At 60.4% G+C, this 18,575-nt stretch carries 16 protein-coding genes; 9 read left to right on the top strand and 7 right to left on the bottom strand.

The features are described 5' to 3' along the window. The first annotated feature begins 4 nt into the window (after positions 1-4). Positions 5-874, top strand: a complete 870-nt coding sequence (locus FHT73_RS14350; RefSeq protein WP_183712400.1) for a LysR substrate-binding domain-containing protein — start codon at positions 5-7, stop codon at positions 872-874. Between the two features lie 53 nt (positions 875-927). Here FHT73_RS14350 and vapC read toward each other — a convergent pair whose 3' ends face one another. From vapC to FHT73_RS14330, 4 genes are all read right to left on the bottom strand, one after another. After that, positions 928-1,326, bottom strand: coding sequence for a tRNA(fMet)-specific endonuclease VapC (vapC, locus tag FHT73_RS14345; RefSeq protein ID WP_183712398.1), 399 nt, complete (start codon positions 1,324-1,326; stop codon positions 928-930). Further along, positions 1,326-1,559 carry a type II toxin-antitoxin system VapB family antitoxin gene (vapB, locus tag FHT73_RS14340; protein ID WP_183712396.1) on the bottom strand — a complete coding sequence of 78 codons (234 nt, stop codon included), beginning with the start codon at positions 1,557-1,559 and terminating at the stop codon, positions 1,326-1,328. Before vapB ends, vapC begins: the two co-directional genes overlap by 1 nt. A gap of 148 nt (positions 1,560-1,707) precedes the next feature. Next, positions 1,708-2,712, bottom strand: a complete 1,005-nt coding sequence (locus FHT73_RS14335; protein WP_183712394.1) for a LacI family DNA-binding transcriptional regulator — start codon at positions 2,710-2,712, stop codon at positions 1,708-1,710. Between the two features lie 70 nt (positions 2,713-2,782). Further along, positions 2,783-3,667, bottom strand: coding sequence for a LysR family transcriptional regulator (locus tag FHT73_RS14330; protein WP_183712392.1), 885 nt, complete (start codon positions 3,665-3,667; stop codon positions 2,783-2,785). Positions 3,668-3,783: 116 nt separating this feature from the next. On the opposite strand from FHT73_RS14330, the gene FHT73_RS14325 reads away from it, so the two are divergent. Further along, the gene (locus tag FHT73_RS14325) at positions 3,784-3,969 is read left to right on the top strand and encodes a 4-oxalocrotonate tautomerase (RefSeq protein WP_112336872.1); all 186 of its coding nucleotides are present in this window, start codon (positions 3,784-3,786) and stop codon (positions 3,967-3,969) included. Between the two features lie 46 nt (positions 3,970-4,015). On the opposite strand, the gene FHT73_RS14320 is transcribed toward FHT73_RS14325, so the two are convergent. Continuing rightward, on the bottom strand, positions 4,016-4,282 hold the full coding sequence (locus FHT73_RS14320; protein WP_112336873.1) for a hypothetical protein: 267 nt from the start codon (positions 4,280-4,282) through the stop codon (positions 4,016-4,018). A 143-nt stretch (positions 4,283-4,425) separates the two neighbouring features. After that, the gene (locus FHT73_RS14315; RefSeq protein ID WP_015342703.1) at positions 4,426-4,887 is read right to left on the bottom strand and encodes an Lrp/AsnC ligand binding domain-containing protein; all 462 of its coding nucleotides are present in this window, start codon (positions 4,885-4,887) and stop codon (positions 4,426-4,428) included. Between the two features lie 185 nt (positions 4,888-5,072). Here FHT73_RS14315 and putA point away from each other — a divergent pair, with 185 nt between their 5' ends. From putA to ugpC, 7 genes are all read left to right on the top strand, one after another. Continuing rightward, entirely contained in the window at positions 5,073-8,777 is a 3,705-nt protein-coding gene (putA, locus tag FHT73_RS14310; protein ID WP_183712390.1) for a trifunctional transcriptional regulator/proline dehydrogenase/L-glutamate gamma-semialdehyde dehydrogenase, read from the top strand. 223 nt (positions 8,778-9,000) lie between these two features. Continuing rightward, on the top strand, positions 9,001-10,020 hold the full coding sequence (locus FHT73_RS14305; protein WP_183712479.1) for a LacI family DNA-binding transcriptional regulator: 1,020 nt from the start codon (positions 9,001-9,003) through the stop codon (positions 10,018-10,020). A gap of 45 nt (positions 10,021-10,065) precedes the next feature. Continuing rightward, positions 10,066-11,304 (top strand): sugar ABC transporter substrate-binding protein, encoded by a 1,239-nt coding sequence (locus FHT73_RS14300; protein ID WP_183712388.1) that lies wholly within the window; start codon positions 10,066-10,068, stop codon positions 11,302-11,304. Positions 11,305-11,370: 66 nt separating this feature from the next. After that, entirely contained in the window at positions 11,371-12,285 is a 915-nt protein-coding gene (locus tag FHT73_RS14295) for a sugar ABC transporter permease (protein WP_183712386.1), read from the top strand. After that, on the top strand, positions 12,282-13,145 hold the full coding sequence (locus FHT73_RS14290; protein WP_183712384.1) for a carbohydrate ABC transporter permease: 864 nt from the start codon (positions 12,282-12,284) through the stop codon (positions 13,143-13,145). The genes FHT73_RS14295 and FHT73_RS14290 overlap by 4 nt, the downstream gene beginning before the upstream one ends. Before the next feature lie 22 nt (positions 13,146-13,167). Beyond that, a complete protein-coding gene (locus FHT73_RS14285; protein WP_183712382.1) occupies positions 13,168-15,099 on the top strand; it encodes a glycoside hydrolase family 127 protein in 1,932 nt (643 codons plus the stop codon). A gap of 1 nt (position 15,100) precedes the next feature. Then, positions 15,101-16,174, top strand: coding sequence for a sn-glycerol-3-phosphate ABC transporter ATP-binding protein UgpC (gene ugpC, locus FHT73_RS14280; protein ID WP_183712380.1), 1,074 nt, complete (start codon positions 15,101-15,103; stop codon positions 16,172-16,174). A 54-nt stretch (positions 16,175-16,228) separates the two neighbouring features. Here ugpC and FHT73_RS14275 read toward each other — a convergent pair whose 3' ends face one another. Continuing rightward, positions 16,229-18,499, bottom strand: a complete 2,271-nt coding sequence (locus FHT73_RS14275) for an FdhF/YdeP family oxidoreductase (RefSeq protein ID WP_112603544.1) — start codon at positions 18,497-18,499, stop codon at positions 16,229-16,231. Positions 18,500-18,575 lie beyond the last annotated feature (76 nt).

Below are 18,575 nucleotides of genomic sequence, written 5' to 3'. Positions count from 1 at the left end.
TGGAATGCAACATGTCCCCCTTGCCTCCCTTCGCGCCTTCGAGGCGGCCATTCGCCACGAGAGTTTTGCCAAGGCGGCGGCCGAGCTCAATCTCACGGCCGCGGGCGTTAGCCAGCATGTCCGTACCTTGGAGGAATGGCTCGGCATCAAGCTCTTTACGCGCCATGCCCGTGGTGTCACGGCGACGATGGCCGGCCGTGAATTCGGGGCTGCCGTTGCAAACGGCCTCGGACATATCGATATCGCCGCCCGGCAGCTGCGGTTTGCCAGCAATAATCGGCCGGTCAGCGTGGCCTGTATCGCTTCCGTCGCCACGCGTTGGCTGATACCCCGGCTGACCGCATTCAAGAAAGAATATCCCGAAATCCAGATCAATATCGTCTACGCGCTCGATGCGAGGACGCCGGAAGAGGTAAGCGTCGATCTTCTGATCAGTCACGGAGCGAGGCCTTCAACGCATGCCATCTCGCTATTGACGGCCGAAACACGGCCGACCTGTTCGAGAGAATATGAGCGCCGTCACGGACCGATCAGGACGCCAGCCGATCTCCTTGATCTCGACCTCCTGCACGATGAAACGACGGCCGCATGGACACGCTGGTTCGCCCTCGAAGGTATCCACCAGCCTCCAACAGCCGGCCCGATCTTTGCCGATTTCGGCTTGATGATCGGGTCCGTCATCGGCGGTCAAGGTGTGGGCCTCTGCCCCTCGGCCTTGATTGCAGAAGAATTGGGCAATGGAACGCTGGTTGCCCTATCCAATACGGCACTGGACACCGATAAATCCTATTGGCTGATCGAAGCCAACCATCTTTCCAACGATGCTGAAACGTTTCGCAACTGGCTGATTGCTGCCAATGCCGCAATCGCTTAGGCGTCAATCTGGACGACTCGAACCGCCCCTCGCCAAGATCACGACGGCGACGGCTACACCCAATTTTCCACCCGAACGCCGGGCATGCGGGTGAACTCCTTCATGTTGTTCGTCACCACGATCAGTCCCTCGCTCCGGGCATGGGCGCCGATCTGCATGTCATGCGGACCACATGGGGTCCCTGCGCGTTCCAACTCAGCTCGTACCTGCCCGTAATGTGCAGCCGCCTTGTCGCCGAACGACAGAACCTCCAGCCGAGCCACGAAATGTTCGATGGCAGTCAAGTTTTCCACGCGCCGAGCCGACTTCTCCGCACCGTAGTACAACTCACCAAGCGTTGTGCTCGATATGCAAAGCTGTTCCGCCAGCGCGTTGAACTTGTCCCGCACGGCGGGCGGATAGGTCTTTATCACATAAATACAAATATTCGTATCGAGCATATAGGTCAGCATCAGAAGGACTCGCGTTCTTCCGCCACTGGCTGTTCACGCTCGTCCAGAAAGTCGTCACTGACACGGGGGCCATGGAGGAAGAGATCATCCCATCGTTTGCCTTTGGGCACAATCACGCGGCTGCGGCCGATCTTCAGGATATCGACCTGATGTACGTCCTCGGGGAATGCCACAGCCTTGGGCAGACGCACAGCCTGGCTTCTGTTGCTGATGAATACAGTCGAACTCGTCATGTCCGGCTCCTGATTTTGGGATATGCAATTGGGATATACTTAGCTCTGTAGGCATGAAAAATCAAGACAACCCTCCCACAGGCGCCTATGCAGTTTAAGCCACGAGCGCTGGTTGGCTCGAGATATCTGAGCCAACCCGCCAACGTTCTCAAAGGCTTTCAGGGGTAACGGTCAGAAAACGGACCGGTTCGAGATCGACATCGGTATCGATCAGGCCCAGCCGCTTCAGCGTCAGATCGATGGCGCGGCGGGCTTGAACCTCCGGAGCCTGATCGAGAACGATCGTCATCAAACCCTCCTTCAGATAGCCGCGCGTCGCATCGGACAATTCGTGCCCGACCCAGAATACCGGCCGAGGGTGATACCGGCGCAGAACCGTCGCAATCGCGGCATTGTCGCCGCCGGCGCTATAAAGGCCGATAATATCGGGATACCGGGCGACGGCGTTGGTCAGCAGCTCGATCGTCTTCATTTCATCGTCCTCATCGAACATGACTTCAACGAAGCGATGCGATGGGTTCGCATGATCGAGCAGATAGTTGGAAAAGCCGCGGATACGCGCCTTGTGGTTCTCGTAAGCGCCGCTGTGGCAGAGCGCGACGAAAGTGCCGGAGATATTCGACTGCATGCGCGCCATGTAGAAGGCGGCGGTGCGACCGGCCGCCTCATTGTCGATGCCGACGTAAGGCAGCTCCAATGCTGGCCGCGTCATGATCTGCACGACAGGAATGCCATCGCCGGCAGCCTTGCGGATGCTTCCGACCACATCGGGATGATCGGGCGCAACGACGATCAGCGCGGAGCGCCGTGCCTGTGGATTGGTGATATGACGCGAAAAATCGGCAGGATCGTCCTCCCTGGCGAAAGTCCGCTGGATCTGGATATCCTTGTCGAGCAAGGCGGCGATGCGCTCGAAGGCTCGATTGAGCCTTGAATAGAAATAGGTTTCAGGCCGCAGCAGCACGACCTCGATGCGCACCAGACCGTGCCTGATTCCTGCAGGCGGCGTGCGGTAGCCAAGCCGCTTGGCCGCGATGAAGATCTTTTCCGCCGTTTCCGGCAAAACATTGCCGCGGCCATTGAGCGCACGCTCGACGGTGGCTGCTCCCACACCCGCGGCGGCCGCCACATCCTTCAACGTAATCTTGGCCACGCTTTCCTCATTTTCCAACCCGATGATCAGATTTGATCATGGATTCGCGATAGATGAAAGAGGGGGAATTTCAGCCGAAGCGAGTGACGAGAAAATCGATGACGCTGCGCAGCATGGCCGTCGGACGCCGGTCCGGCGCATAGACAAGGTGCATCGGTGTCGGCTGGTACGACCAAAGGGGCAGGACGGGCTCAAGACGGCCGGCATCGAGATCGGCCGCCAGGAGCAGTTCCGGCTGCAGCACGATGCCGGCTCCGTGCAGAGCGGCAACGCGCAAAGCCCCGCCCTGATTGGTGGTGAACCTGCCCCTGATGGCGATCTCACGCGTTTCCCCGTCTGGACCGACGAGATGCCAGCGTCCCTGCAGCCGCCAGTAGGAATGGCCGAGGCACATATGATTGGCAAGCTCCTCGGGGCTTTGCGGCCTGCCGCACTGATCCAGATAATCCGGCGACGCCGCAAGAATGCGCCGATAGGGTTTCAACGGACGCGCCACGAGATTGGTGTCCGTCAGATCGCCGATATGAATGCCGAGTTCGTAGCCTTCGCCGATCAGATCATGCGGATTATTGTCGAGCGCCAGATCGACGCTGACCTCGAGATTTTCATGCAGATAGTCGACAAGCGCCGGCACGAGGCTTTGCGTCCCGAAACTGACGGGGGCGACGAGCCGTAGGCGCCCGCGCGGTGCCGATTGTAGTTCGGAGGCCGATTGCTCGGCGAGCTCCACCTCCGCCAGCACCGTCTTGCAACGCTCGTAATAAAGCTTGCCGACCTCGGTCAGCTGATGGCGGCGTGTGGTGCGATGAAGCAGGCGCGCACCGAGCCGCTGTTCGATCGTCCTCACATGTTTAGCAACCATGGCCGGCGACACCCGGCTTATGTCGGCAGCGGCAGCAAAACTGCCCTGTTCGACCACTCTGATGAACATCGCCATTCCAGCCAACTTGTCCATGATTGCATACCCACAGGTTCGGAATGAAGCAAATGGAAGCGTATTTATCGCCGATTGGTTTTGCAAGATAGTCCGTGGGCGCCGAACATCCGGCGATAATTGCTCAAGGAGTTGCCATGCCCATCCTGCGCTTGGAAATGCATCCCGGCCGCACGCAAGACCAGAAGCGCGCTTTCGTTCGCGAAGCGACCAAAGCCGCTGTGGAAACACTCGTCTGCCCGCCGGAATCGGTGGAAATCATCATTACCGAGATTTCGAAAGAGTCCTGGGCGACAGCAGGAAAGCTGAAATCGGATAGCTGAAACGACCCGATTTCGTGATCGCGGCCTGGCGGTTTCTATTCGACCGTCAGGCCTCGTTTGGCGCTAGGCTCTGCCGCCCCCAGGCCTCGGCCCAATCCATCAGACGCGCCATCTCCTGCCTGAGAGCATGCGAACGGATAATATCGGCGGCGTGGCTCAGATTGCTGCGCGGATTGTAGAATGCGTTGATCTCTTCGCCGCTCTCCCGCCTTGCCGCCTCCAGGCGAAGCTTCATTTCCTCGACTTCGGCCTTCACCGCAAAGTACCGCTTCATGACCTCAACAAGGTCGCGGTCGCCTGCACTGATCTCCATGCATACTCCATCCTACTTATTTTAGCGTCTCGCAATGATCCGATTCGAATGGCGAAATCTAGGTCATTGTTTAGCCGGCAAGATGGATCGGGCGGCGAAGCCTTACGCGGTGGATGGGAAAGCGGATGAAGTAGGAAGCGGAATTACGACCAGTTTTCCTTGACCGACTGCATCACCACATTGGTCGAGGTGCTTGCGACGAAAGGCAGGCTGGAAATTTTCTCGCCAAGAACGATGCGGTAGCGGCGGATGTCCGAGGTCCGCACCTTGAGGAGATAATCGAAGCGGCCGGCGATCATGTGGCACTCTTCGATTTCCTTGATTTTCTTGATGGCATTGTTGAAGCTGAGCAAGGCCTCCTCACGGGTATCCGTGAGTTTCACTTCGGCAAAGGCGACGTGATCGAGACCAAGCTTGATCGGATTGAGGATGGCCTTGAAGCCGTCGATATAGCCGGAATCGATCAGTTTCTTAAGGCGTGCCTGGCAGGGAGTCTTGGAAAGGCCGACCCGCTCGGAAAGCTCCGTGATCGACATGCGGCCGTCTTCGACGAGGGCGTCGAGGATCTTTTGGTCGAACTGGTCAATTTCACTGGATTTGGTCATTTTCGCAGGCATTCCTATTTGAAATAAGCGCTATTGAAGTTCAATATGACTGGAAAGCCGCAGTTTCAAGGCGGAACGCTTTTTTGGAATGAAGTATGTTCTCGTCGAAGCAACGGGAGGGCTACGGGTGGCGATATCGCTAACCTCAGCTCAAACCATTAGGCCCCTTGCACCTTGAGGTTATCATGATTGTCTCTGCCAAGCTCGCCACTGAAAAACCAACTGCAGATGCTGCCCCATTTTCGCATTTCGCGCCGCCCATTCGTGAGCAGAGCCCGCTGCGCCAGGCGATCACTGCCGCCTACAGACGCCCCGAGACCGAGTGCCTGCCCTTCCTCGTTGAAACGGCGACCTTGCCGGAAACGACTCGCGAGGCGACAAGGAAAACGGCCAGGAAACTGATCGAAGCGCTGCGCGCCAAGCACAAGGGCGACGGCGTCGAGGGGTTGGTGCACGAATATTCCCTGTCGAGCCAGGAAGGTGTCGCGCTGATGTGCCTTGCCGAGGCACTGCTGCGCATCCCGGACACCGCGACGCGCGATGCGCTGATCCGCGACAAGATCGCCGGCGGCGACTGGAAGTCGCATATCGGCGGTGGCCGCTCGATGTTCGTCAATGCCGCGACCTGGGGCCTCGTCGTGACCGGCAAGCTGACCTCGACGGTCAACGAAGGCGGCCTCTCCGCCGCACTGACAAAGCTGATTGCCCGCGCCGGCGAGCCCGTCATCCGCCGTGGCGTCGACATGGCCATGCGCATGATGGGCGAGCAATTCGTCACCGGCGAGACCATCGATGAAGCATTGAAGCGAGCACGTGCGCTCGAAGCGAAGGGCTTCCGCTATTCCTACGACATGCTCGGCGAGGCGGCCACGACCCACGCCGATGCAGAACGCTACTATCGCGACTATGAAAACGCCATTCACGCGATCGGCAAGGCCTCGGCCGGGCGCGGCATCTATGAAGGCCCCGGGATCTCCATCAAGCTCTCCGCGCTGCACCCGCGCTATTCGCGTTCGCAGGCCGACAGGGTGATGGGCGAACTTCTGCCGAAGGTGAAGGCGCTGGCATTGCTCGCCAAACGCTACAATATCGGCCTGAATATCGACGCGGAGGAGGCCGACAGGCTGGAGCTGTCGCTCGATCTGCTGGAAGAGCTGTGCCTCGATCCGGATCTGTCCGGCTGGGATGGCATCGGCTTCGTGGTGCAGGCCTACGGCAAGCGCTGCCCCTTCGTCCTCGATTTCATTATCGATCTCGCCCGCCGCTCCGGGCATCGCCTCATGGTCCGTCTCGTCAAGGGCGCTTATTGGGACGCCGAGATCAAGCGCGCGCAGTTGGACGGCCTGGAAGGTTTCCCCGTCTATACCCGCAAGATCTACACCGACGTCTCCTACATCGCCTGCGCCAAGAAGCTCCTGGCCGCCACCGACGTGGTCTTCCCGCAATTTGCCACCCACAACGCCCAGAGTCTGGCCACCATCTACCATATGGCTGGCGACGACTTTGCGGTCGGCAAATATGAATTCCAGTGCCTGCACGGCATGGGCGAGCCGCTCTATGAAGAGGTCGTGGGCGCCGAAAATCTTAATCGCCCCTGCCGCATCTACGCGCCGGTCGGCACCCATGAAACGCTGCTTGCCTATCTTGTCCGCCGCCTGCTGGAAAACGGTGCCAATTCCTCGTTCGTCAACAAGATCGCCGACCCTGCCGTCCCGGTATCGGAGCTGATCGCCGATCCCGTCGAGATCGTGCGCAGCATGACGGTTGTCGGCGTGCAGCACGACAAGATCGCTCTCCCGGCCGATTTGTTCGGCGGCGCGCGACGGAATTCCGCTGGTGTCGATCTCTCAAATGAAACGGCGCTCAACAATCTGTCTGCGCAGCTGCAAGCTTCGGCAGCCAAAGACTGGACCGCCAAGCCACTTCTCGCCGACGGCTCCGAGCGCGGCGTGGCCCGTGCAGTTCTCAATCCTGCCGACCATGCGGACCTCGTTGGCCATGTCGTCGAACTGGAGCCGGAAGATGCGCCCGACGTCATGCGGCTTGCCGCTGCGGCTGCCGAGCGTTGGGCCGCGGTGAGCCCCGCAGAGCGGGCCACCATCCTTGAACGCGCCGCCGATCTCATGCAGAGCGAGATGCCCGCTCTCGTCGGCCTGACCATCCGCGAAGCCGGCAAATCGGCCGCAAACGCCGTCGGCGAAATCCGGGAAGCGATCGACTTCCTTCGCTATTATGCCGCGCAGGCACGCCAGGTGCTGAAGCCGGAGAGCGTGCCGCTCGGCCCTGTCGTCTGCATCAGCCCGTGGAACTTCCCGCTGGCGATCTTCACCGGACAGGTTGCGGCCGCGCTGGTCGCCGGCAATCCGGTCGTCGCCAAGCCGGCCGGCAATACGCCGCTGATTGCGGCGCAGGGCGTCCGCATCCTGCACGAGGCCGGCATCCCGCGCGATGTCCTGCAGTTTGTCCCCGGTAGTGGCAGAACGGGCGCAGCCCTCGTCGGTGCTCCCGAAACCGCCGGCGTCATGTTCACAGGCTCGACGGAAGTTGCTCGCCTGATCCAGGCTCAGCTTGCGGAACGACTCTCCAAATTCGGCAGGCCGATTCCCCTCATCGCCGAAACCGGCGGGCAGAACGGCATGATCGTCGACTCCTCTGCCCTTGCCGAGCAGGTCGTGGGCGACGTCATCGCCTCGGCCTTCGACAGTGCCGGCCAGCGTTGCTCGGCCCTGCGCGTCCTTTGCCTGCAGGAGGAAGTGGCCGATCGTACGCTGACCATGCTGCGCGGCGCCCTTCGCGAGCTCTCGGTCGGCAGGACCGATCAACTTGCAGTCGACATCGGCCCCGTCATCGACGACAACGCCAAGCGCGGCATCGACGAGCATATCGAACGCATGCGCAAGCTCGGCTGCAATGTCGAACAGCTCGACCTTCCTGAAAGCGCTGCCAAGGGCACCTTCGTCGCTCCCACCATCATCGAGCTGAAGAAGCTCAGCGATCTGAAGCGCGAAGTATTCGGCCCGGTCCTTCACATCATGCGCTATCAGCGCAAGGGGCTCGACAAGCTGATCGCCGATATCAATGCCTCCGGCTACGGCTTGACCTTTGGCCTGCACACCCGGCTTGACGATACGATCGCCCATGTGACCGAGCGCGTGCGCGCCGGCAATCTCTATGTCAACCGCAACATCATCGGCGCCGTCGTCGGCGTCCAACCCTTCGGTGGCCGCGGGCTTTCCGGTACCGGTCCGAAGGCCGGCGGCCCGATGTATCTGCGCCGTCTGGTCGCCTTCTCGACGGAACCGTTGCGCGATGCCTCCGTGCAGGTCGATCCGACTGCACAGCAGTTTATCGCCTGGCTCGAAAGCAAGGGTGCCGCGGACACAGCCAAACAGGCCCGTGCCGTCGCCGCCCAATCGTCGCTCGGCTTCAATACCGAGCTGCAAGGCCCGGTCGGCGAGCTGAACCTCTACGCGCTGCATCCGCGCGGCAGGATCCTGCTTGTTCCGCAGACGGCTCCTGGCCTGCATGTCCAGATCGCCGCAGGCCTTGCGACAGGCAATTCGATCGCCATCGATGCAGCATCCGGCTTGCAGGAAGAGCTTCATGGCCTGCCGGCGCAGGTCGCAAACCGCATCTCCTGGACGAAAGACTGGGCGGCCGATGGACCTTTCGCTGGCGCTCTCATCGAAGGTGACGCTGCACGCATCCAGCAGGCGATCAAGACGATCTCGGCTATCCCCGGCCCGCTGGTTCTCACACAGGCTGCGTCGAGCGAGGAAATTGCCAAGAACGCAGACGCCTATTGCCTCAACTGGCTGCTCGAAGAGGTGACGACATCAATCAACACCGCGGCCGCCGGCGGCAATGCCAGCCTGATGACGATCGGCTGAAACTAACGGCGATCTAGAACGCGGCGGCCGGGACCGGCAGGTCTCGGCCGCCGCTTCGTTTCATGGCGTACATTCTGCAGTGACCTGCCAATTCGCTACGGCCCTCACCCAGCTTCCCGGCCTCCTTCTTTTTCGCGCAGAAATTTTTGAGAAAAGCTTTTCTCTAGTTGACTCTTGCCATGAGAAAAGCTTTTCTCAGGGAAACTCGACTGGGAGAAGACATCTGGAAAATCAGCGTGCGAAAAGCGGACGCGCAACGATTCACGACGTTGCGGCGGCTGCGGGCGTAAGCATTTCAACGGCATCCAAGGCCTTGAACAATACCGGCCGCATGGGCGACGACACACGCGAAAGGGTCAAGCGTGCCGCCGCCGACATCGGCTTCCGTCCGAATGCCTTGGCCAAGGGATTGCTCAGCAATCGCACGTTCACGATCGGTCTTCTGACCAACGATACATATGGCCGCTTCACCCTGCCGGTCATGGCCGGCATCACGGAAGCGCTCGTCGATCACGGGGTATCGGTCTTCCTCTGCACGATCGAAGACGATCCGGCGCTTGGAAAGGTTCATGTGGACGCGATGCTGGACAAGCATGTGGATGGCATCATCGCCTCTGGAAAGCGGATCGACCGCCGCCTGCCCGTCGATCTGTCCAATCTGCCGATCCCGGTCATCTATGCATTTACCGAGGGGGCTCCGGGAAGCGTCACCTTCTGCGCCGACGACTATCAGGGGGCCGCCCTTGCCGTCGAATGGTTGCAGGGGCTCGGCCGAAGCCGGATTGCCCATGTGACCGGCCCTGAAAGCTTCGTTTCGGTGCGTGAGCGCGCCAAGGCCTATCGCGACCTCGCCGGAGACGGGCTGCCGGTCATGTACGGTACATGGTCCGAGGCCTGGGGACACCACGCCGTCGCACAGCTTTGGAGCGTGGCTGGAGCAAAGCCGGACGCGATCTTCTGCGGCAACGACCAGATTGCCCGCGCGGTCGTCGATGCGCTTCGCGAACGCGGTGTGCGGGTGCCGGAGGATGTCTCGGTGGTGGGTTTCGATAATTGGGAAATCGTCGCCGCACAGACCCGGCCGCCGCTGACGACGGTCGACATGAATCTCAAGGCGCTTGGCCGCGAGGCCGGGCTGACGGTTCTCGCGCTTGCAGAAGGACGCAGCGTCGAACCCGGCATCAGAACTTTGCCCTGCGAGCTTATCGTGCGGCAATCATGCGGGGGAAGCCCCGGTCGTTGATTAAAGGGAAAGGGGCTGACGGGAGTAGCCCCATGGGAGGAGAACATGATGAAGCGATTTCTGGCCGCAACAGGCCTCATATCCTTAATGCTTGCATCCGGTGCATCTGCCGAAAACATCTCCATGTGGGTTCGAAGCGGCATTGGCGATTCCTTCAAGAAGGTCGTCGAGGCCTATAATGCCGGCCATGAGGACAAGGTCACGCTGACCGAAGTACCCTTTGCCGAACTCGTGCAGAAATATGCGACGGCGATTGCCGGCGGCCAGGCGCCGGACGCTCTGTCGATGGACCTCATCTATACGCCGGCTTTCGCCGCCGCCGGTCAGCTCGAGGATCTGACGGACTGGGCAAAGAGCCTGCCCTATTTCAATTCGCTGTCGCCCTCGCATGTGAAGCTCGGCACCTATGACGGTCACATCTATGGCCTGCCCCTATCCGTCGAAACCTCGGTTTTCGCCTGGAACAAGGATCTTTACAAAAAGGCCGGCCTCGACCCTGAAAAGGCTCCGACCACATGGGAGGAGATCACAAGCAATGCCGAGAAGATTCGCGCGCTCGGTGGCGATACCTACGGCTTCTACTTCTCCGGCGGCGGCTGCGGCGGCTGCATGATCTTCACCTTCACGCCACTCGTCTGGGGTGCCGGCGCCGATATTCTCTCGGAGGACGGCAAGAAGGCTACGCTCGACACGCCGCAAATGCGCAAGGCAGTCGACATCTATCGCAACATGGTCAAGAAGGATCTGGTGCCGGCGGGTGCCGCAAGTGATACCGGCACCAACTTTCTGAGCATCAGTAACGGCAAGATCGGCCAGCAGAGCATCGGCGCCTTTTCGATCGGCACACTGATCACGCAATATCCCGATATCCATTTCGGCGTGACGCTGATCCCCGGCGTCGACGGCAAGCCGTCCTCTTTTGCTGGCGGCGACAATTTCGTCATCTCAAAGGGCACGAAGAAGCTCGATGCCGTGAAGAAGTTCCTCGAATACACTTATTCGCTCGACGGACAGAAGATCATGGCGAAGTACGGCAGCCTGCCGACGCGCGGCGATATCGCCGACCAGGTGCTTCAGGGCCTGGATCCGCGCATGCAGGTCGGGCTGAAGGCAATCTCGGTTGCCAAAACGCCTTACACGCTACAGTTCAACGACCTGATCAACAGCGCTAACGGACCGTGGGCGGGCTTCACCAACGCAGCCATCTTCGGAAGCGACGTCGATGGCGCATTCTCCAATGCCCAATCGGAGATGCAGTCGATCATCGACAACGCTCAACAATAGTAAACTCACCCGCGCCGGGGAGCTTTGTGTTCCCCGGTTCCTCCATCGCAATATCGGGAGCATTCCATGGCTGGCCCTGGAGCTATCGCAACCGCACGTCCCCGAAAACGACGGCGTGCCAGTTGGCACGGGTTTCTCTATATCGCGCCGGCCATGGCGCTCGTGATCGTCTTCTTCCTGCTACCCGTGGCCTTTACCTTCTGGATGAGCTTCCACAACTGGCCATTGCTCGGCAATCCCCGCTGGATCGGCTTCGGTAATTATATCCGCATGGTCTCCGATATGCGCTTCATGGCAGCGCTGCGCTTCACCGCCTATTACACGGTGATCGTGACCATTGCGATCTTCGCCATAGCCTTCCCGCTCGCCTTCTTCGTCGAAAAACACCGGCCGTTCGTCGGCTTCTACCGCACGATCATCTTCCTTCCCGTCGTCGTCGGACTTGCAACGGCGTCGCTGCTCTGGGTCTGGCTCGCCAATGTCGACGCCGGCTTCTTCGCACCGGTCGCTCTGGCGCTCGGTCTCGTCGACAAGAGGCCAAACCTGCTTGCCGATTTCGACATGGCATTCGCGACCATCATCGTCATGGTGGTCTGGAAGATCGCCGGCTTTACCATGATCATCCTGCTGACAGGCCTGCAGGCAATCCCCTCCGAACTGACCGAGGCCGCGCGAATCGACGGCGCCAAGCGCTGGCAGCGCTTCCGACATCTCACCCTGCCGCTGATGCGTCGCACGATTGCGCTTGCGCTCATCATTTCCATCACCGGCTCGGTGCTTGCCTTCGACCAGTTCTACATCATGACATCAGGCGGCCCGCAGAACCGTATGATTTCGGTGGTCTATTACATCTTCAACCAGTCCTTCGTATCCTTCAATCTCGGTTATGGCGCAGCGCTCTCGATCGCGCTCCTCGTCATCCTGGTGCTGATCAGCATCGTCCAGCTTTGGCTGCTGCGCGTCGGGGAGGACAAGCCATGAGCACGGCTAAGGAGCGTCGCGTGCGGCGCAAGCTCTGGGGCGGCATCGGTTATCACGGCATCGGCGTCGTTATCGTCATCTTTTTCTTCGCGCCATTCGCCATTGCACTGCTGTCGTCATTCCGGCATGGAACCGAGGCGAGCCTGCCGCCGCTGCCACCATGGCCGACGACCGGCTTCAGCTTCGACGCCTACCGCTCGCTCGATGGCTTCGGCGCCGGCGTCGTCCAGCATACACTGAACTCCCTGTTCGTCTCGGTCGGAACGGTGCTGTTGACCGTCATCGTCAGCCTGCTCGCCGGCTATGGCTTCTCGCGCTATCATTTCCCCTTCAAGAGTGCGCTCTTCATCCTGATCATCGCGACGCTGATGATCCCCTTCCAGTCGATCCTGACGCCGCTCTTCATCATCCTGGCAAGGCTCGGCCTCAACAATTCGCTGATCGGGCTGACGCTCGTCTATGTGACGCTGCAGCTTCCTTTTTCGGTCTTCATGATGCGCAACGCCTTCGACGCCGTGCCCAAGGAAATCGAGGAAGCGGCACGCATCGACGGCGCACGCGATCTGAAACTGCTGTTCCGCGTTCTCTTCCCATTGGTGCTGCCGGGTGTCGCAACCGTCGCGATCTTCGCCTTCCTCAATGCCTGGAACGAGTTCCTGGCAGCTTTGGTACTCCTGTCGAGCAACGAGAAATTCACCCTGCCGGTGCTGATGATCGCCGTCAGGACCGGTCGCCTCGGCGCCGTCAACTGGGGAGCGGTCCAGGCCGGTATCGCCGTCATGACCATCCCTTGCGTCATCGTCTTCCTGCTTCTGCAACGCTATTACATGCGCGGGCTGACGGCCGGCGCGGTGAAATAACCCTTTAAGTAAGGATCAAGCCATGTCTGACAGAGAAAGCCGCCAGTTTCGCCCCCTACCCGTTCCGAATGTCGAGCTCGGAGGGCTTTTCGGCGCCCGCCAGGATGCCATCTGCAATTCCACCGCTGCGACCCTTCTCGACCGGTGCGTCGAAGCGGGCATGATCCAGGCGATCGACGTCAGTCAGCCAAGCCCCGGCATCGTCATCCCGTTGCAGACATGGTCGGGCTCGACGCAGATGTTCTGGGACAGCGATCTCGGCAAGTCGATCGAGACTATCGCCTATTCGCTCTATCGTCGTCCCAATGCCGAACTGGAGGCGCGTGCGGACGCCATCATCGACATGTACGAAAAGCTGCAGCAGGAGGACGGCTATCTGAACGCCTGGTTCCAGCGCGTCCAGCCCGGCCGTCGCTGGACCAACCTGCGCGATCATCACGAACTTTATTGCGCCGGCCATCTAATCGAGGCGGCCGTCGCCTACTACCAAGCAACGGGCAAGCGCAAGCTGCTCGACATCATGAGCCGCTTTGCCGATTACATGATCACTGTCTTCGGGCATGGCGAAGGCCAGCTGCGCGGCTATTGCGGCCATGAAGAGGTGGAGCTTGCACTCGTCAAGCTGGGCCGCGTCACCGGTGAGAAGAAATATCTCGATCTTGCCAAATACTTCATCGACCAGCGCGGCCAGGAACCGCATTTCTTCACTGAGGAAGCCATTCGCGATGGTCGCGACCCAAAGAATTTCGTACAGAAGACCTATGAATACAGCCAGTCGCATCTGCCGGTGCGCAAACAGACCAAGGTCGTCGGCCACGCCGTGCGCGCCATGTACCTCTATTCCGGCATGGCCGATATCGCCACGGAATATAACGACGATACGCTGACCTCGGCCCTTGAGACGCTCTGGGACGACCTGACGACGAAGCAGATGTATATAACCGGCGGTATCGGACCGGCTGCCTCCAACGAGGGCTTTACCGACTATTATGACCTGCCGAACGAGAGCGCCTATGCCGAGACCTGCGCCTCGGTCGGTCTGGTCTTCTGGGCCAATCGCATGCTCGGTCGCGGACCGAACCGGCGCTATGCCGACATCATGGAAGTAGCACTCTACAACGGCGCAATGGCGGGCCTGTCGCAAGACGGCAAGACCTTCTTCTATGAAAACCCGCTGGAAAGCGCCGGCAAGCATCACCGCTGGACCTGGCACCATTGCCCCTGCTGCCCGCCCAATATCGCACGCCTGCTCGCCTCCGTCGGCTCCTATATGTATGCCGCCGCCGACAACGAGATCGCCGTCCATCTCTACGGCGAAAGCAAAGCCCGCGTCCCTCTAGCCGGCGGCGTGACCGTGCAGCTTTCCCAGAAAACGCGCTACCCTTGGGACGGTGCAATTCGCTTCGAGGTCAATCTGGATCGCGCGGCCAAATTCGCACTATCGCTGCGCATCCCCGAATGGGCCGAGGGCGCGACGCTCGCAGTCAATGGCGCACCGGTCGATCTGGCAACGATCACCGTCGACGGCTATGCCCGCATCGAGCGGGAATGGCAGGCGTGCGACAGCGTCGACCTGACCCTTCCGCTCATCCCCCGCACGCTGTTTGCCAATCCGAAAGTCCGCCAGGACGCCGGGCGTGCGGCCCTGATGCGCGGGCCGCTCGTCTATTGCGTCGAAACTACCGACAATGGTCACGACCTCAACGGCATTTCGCTTTCCAGCGATCCGTCCTCCGCCGAGACGACGGAAATTGCCGCATTGGAGGGCGCAGTGGCGCTCGATGTTTCGGTCACGCGAGATGAGGCGGACTGGGGCTCAGATCTCTATCGGACGACACCGCCGAAAAGCGTTGCCTCCACCGCGCGTTTCGTGCCCTACCATCTCTGGGACAATCGCGATCCGGGCGAGATGCTCGTCTGGATCCGCGCCGGTCAGATGCAGCGCGGAGCCTGACATGACCAAGAACGGCATGCGCCTGACCGGCGTCCGCAAGAGTTTTGGCGGACTGGAGGTCATTCACGGCATCGATCTTGACATACCGGAAGGGGCTTTCGTCGTCTTCGTCGGCCCGTCCGGCTGCGGCAAGTCCACGCTGCTGCGGATGATTGCCGGACTGGAGGAAGTCACGGACGGCGAGATCGCCATCAAGGGCCGAGACGTCACTGATCTCGATCCGTCCGAGCGCGGCATCGCCATGGTCTTCCAGTCCTATGCGCTCTATCCGCATATGAGCGTTCGCGACAATCTCGGCTTTGGCCTGAAAATGGCCCGAACCGATGCCTCCGAAATCGAAAGACGGGTGCGCTCCGCCGCCTCGATCCTCAAGATCGATCATCTCCTGGACCGCCGGCCGGGCCAGCTTTCCGGCGGCCAGCGCCAGCGTGTCGCCATCGGCCGCGCCATCGTTCGCGAGCCGGATGTCTTTCTCTTCGACGAGCCGCTTTCCAATCTCGACGCGGAACTTCGCGTCTCGATGCGCATCGAAATTGCCCGACTTCACCGCGAGCTCGGCAATACGATGATCTATGTCACCCATGACCAGACCGAGGCCATGACGCTCGCCGACAGGATCGTCGTGCTGAGGGACGGCCGGATCGAGCAGGTCGGCAGCCCGCGCGAGGTCTATGAAGATCCGGCCAACAGTTTCGTCGCCGGCTTCATCGGCTCGCCGAGGATGAACATGATCGAAGCGACATGGTCAGGCGACGGATCGGCAAAGGTCGGCAATGGCAGCATCAAAGTCGATCTTAGCCAGCACAAACCATCATCCGGCGAAAAGATCCTGCTCGGCATGCGCCCCGAACATTTCGTCGTCGTTTCAAATGCAGCCGATGCCGTGCGGGTCACGGTCGATGTCACCGAATATCTGGGCGGCACACGCTATCTCTATTGCCAGACAGAGGACGGCCAGGCGATCATCGCCGAATATCGCGACGGGCCGGAGATCGAGCGCGGCGACACGCTCCATCTTTACTGCCCGCCCGAACGTCGGCGCTATTTCGACAAGCAGGGCGGACGGCTGCGGTAGGTCGTTTACCCAGCCAACAAGGTAACAAACGTCGGCTGGATGATCGTGTGAAGATCAAGCCGCCTTGCTGACCCGCACCGGAACGGACTTATACGAAGGAGTGCCGCTTTCCTTGTCCTGGTAGTCGATCGGGATCAGGCAATTTGCCTCCGGGTAATAGGCAGCAACAGAGCCCTCGGAAATATCGTAGGAAATGGCGGTCAGCTTCAAGAGCCGTTTGCCGCCTGAGGGCAGCGCGGTCTCGATCTCGACGAGATCGCCGTGCTCCAACCCCTTTGCCTTCAAATCCCTATCGTTCATGAACAGCACGTCACGGCGGCCGAAGACGCCGCGATAACGATCGTCGAGACCGTAGATCGTCGTGTTGTACTGATCATGGCTGCGGATCGTAGCGAGCTTGAGGATAGTCCCATCTGAAAGCGAGATGTCCTCGTTGAGGCCGGAAAACAGCTTGAACTCCGCCTTGCCGGAGGGCGTCTTCCAGACGCGTTCCGTCGGCCCGATCGGCAGGCGAAAGCCGCCCGGCACCCGGATGCGCTCATTGTAATCGGCAAAATCCGGATAGACGATTTCGATCTTGTCGCGGATCAGATCGTAGTCCGTGATGAGCTCCATCCACGCAACCTTGCTGTTCGGCAGGGCCGCCTGCGCTATTCCCGCAACGATGGCAGGCTCGGAACGCAGCTGGTCGGAGGCCGGCTTCAGCCGCCCGCGCGACGCATGCACCATCGACATCGAATCCTCGATCGTGACTGACTGCGCGCCGGTTGCCTGAACGTCCTGCTCGGTACGGCCAAGCACGGGGAACAGGAAGGATTCCTTGCCAATAAGTAGATTGGAGCGATTGAGCTTGGTGTTCATATGGACGGCGAGATCGAGCTTACGCATCGCCTGCGCGCAAAGTTCCGGATCGGGAAGCGCAATCGAGAAATTACCGCCGAGGCAAAGCAGCACCTTGGAGCGCCCCTCCGCCATCGCCTGCATGGCGGCAACGGCATCGTGACCATGATGAGCCGGCGACGTGAAGCCGAACGCCCGTTCGATACCCTCGATCAAGGCCGGCGTCGGCTTCTCGGTAATTCCGACGGTGCGATTGCCTTGCACGTTGGAATGGCCGCGCAGAGGGCAGATGCCGGCTCCCGGCTTGCCGAAATTGCCCCGCAGCAGCAAGAGATTGGCGATCTGCTGGACATTGGCCGTTCCCTTGGCATGCTGAGTGATGCCCATGCCATAGGCGACGATCGTCGCCTTTGACTTGACGTAGGCGTCGGCAACCCGCTCCAGATCAGCCCGGGCAAGACCAGAGACACGCTCGATATCGGCCCACTCCGTCTGATTGATATCGGCAACAAGCGCGTCGAAGCCGGTGGTGTGTTCGGCAATGAAGGCATGATCAAGAACATCTGACGAGGTCTCGGCCAGTGCGAGAACCGCCTTCATGATGCCCTTGAGCGCGGCGGCATCGCCGCCAATCTTGACCTGATAATAGGACGATGCGATCCGGGTCGAGCTGAAGGTTCCCATCTCGATCGGATCCTGCGGGTCGGCAAAACGCTCCAGCGCCCGCTCCTTCAGCGGATTAAAGACGATGATCGGCACGCCGCGGCGCGAGCATTCATGCAGCGTACCCATCATGCGCGGATGATTTGTGCCGGGATTGTGCCCCATGGAGATGATCAGATCGCATTCGTCGAAGTCGTCGAGCGAGACGGTGCCCTTGCCGATGCCGATCGATTGCGGCAGGCCGACGCTGGTCGCTTCGTGGCACATGTTCGAGCAGTCGGGGAAGTTGTTGGTGCCGTATTCGCGGGCGAAAATCTGGAAGAGGAAAGCCGCTTCGTTGGAGGCGCGGCCCGACGTATAGAATTCGACCATATCCGGATCGGGCTGGCTGCGCATGACCTCGCCGATGCGGGCAAAGGCGTCCTCCCAGGCAATCGGCCGGTAGGTATCGGATGCGCGGTCATAGACCATCGGATGCGTCAACCGTCCGGAATTTTCCAGCTCGTAGTCGCTCCAGGTCAGAAGTTCGCTGACCGTGTGCTCGGCGAAGAATTCGGGCGTTACGCGCTTGTTCGTCGCTTCCCAGGTGACGGCCTTGGCACCGTTTTCGCAGAACTGGAAGGTGGAGGTGTGTTCCTTGTCGGGCCAGGCACAGCCAGGGCAATCGAAACCCGTGGGCTTGTTGGTGCGCAGCAGCAGGCCGGGCGCTTCGGTGATGTCCATCTGCTCGCGCACTGCATTGGCGGTCGCCTTCAGGGCTCCCCAACCGCCAGCGGGGCTGTTGTAGGGACGAATACCGGGGACTTCACGCTTCTGCGCCATCATACGCTCCTTTAGCAACCCAAACGGCTTCCTCCCAAAGGTCGGGCTTGCAAGAAATAAGCTTGCGACATCAGGG

It is taken from the genome of Rhizobium sp. BK098 (assembly GCF_014193155.1).
Classification (GTDB): domain Bacteria; phylum Pseudomonadota; class Alphaproteobacteria; order Rhizobiales; family Rhizobiaceae; genus Rhizobium.
This window is presented reverse-complemented; position numbering and strand designations above follow the sequence as displayed.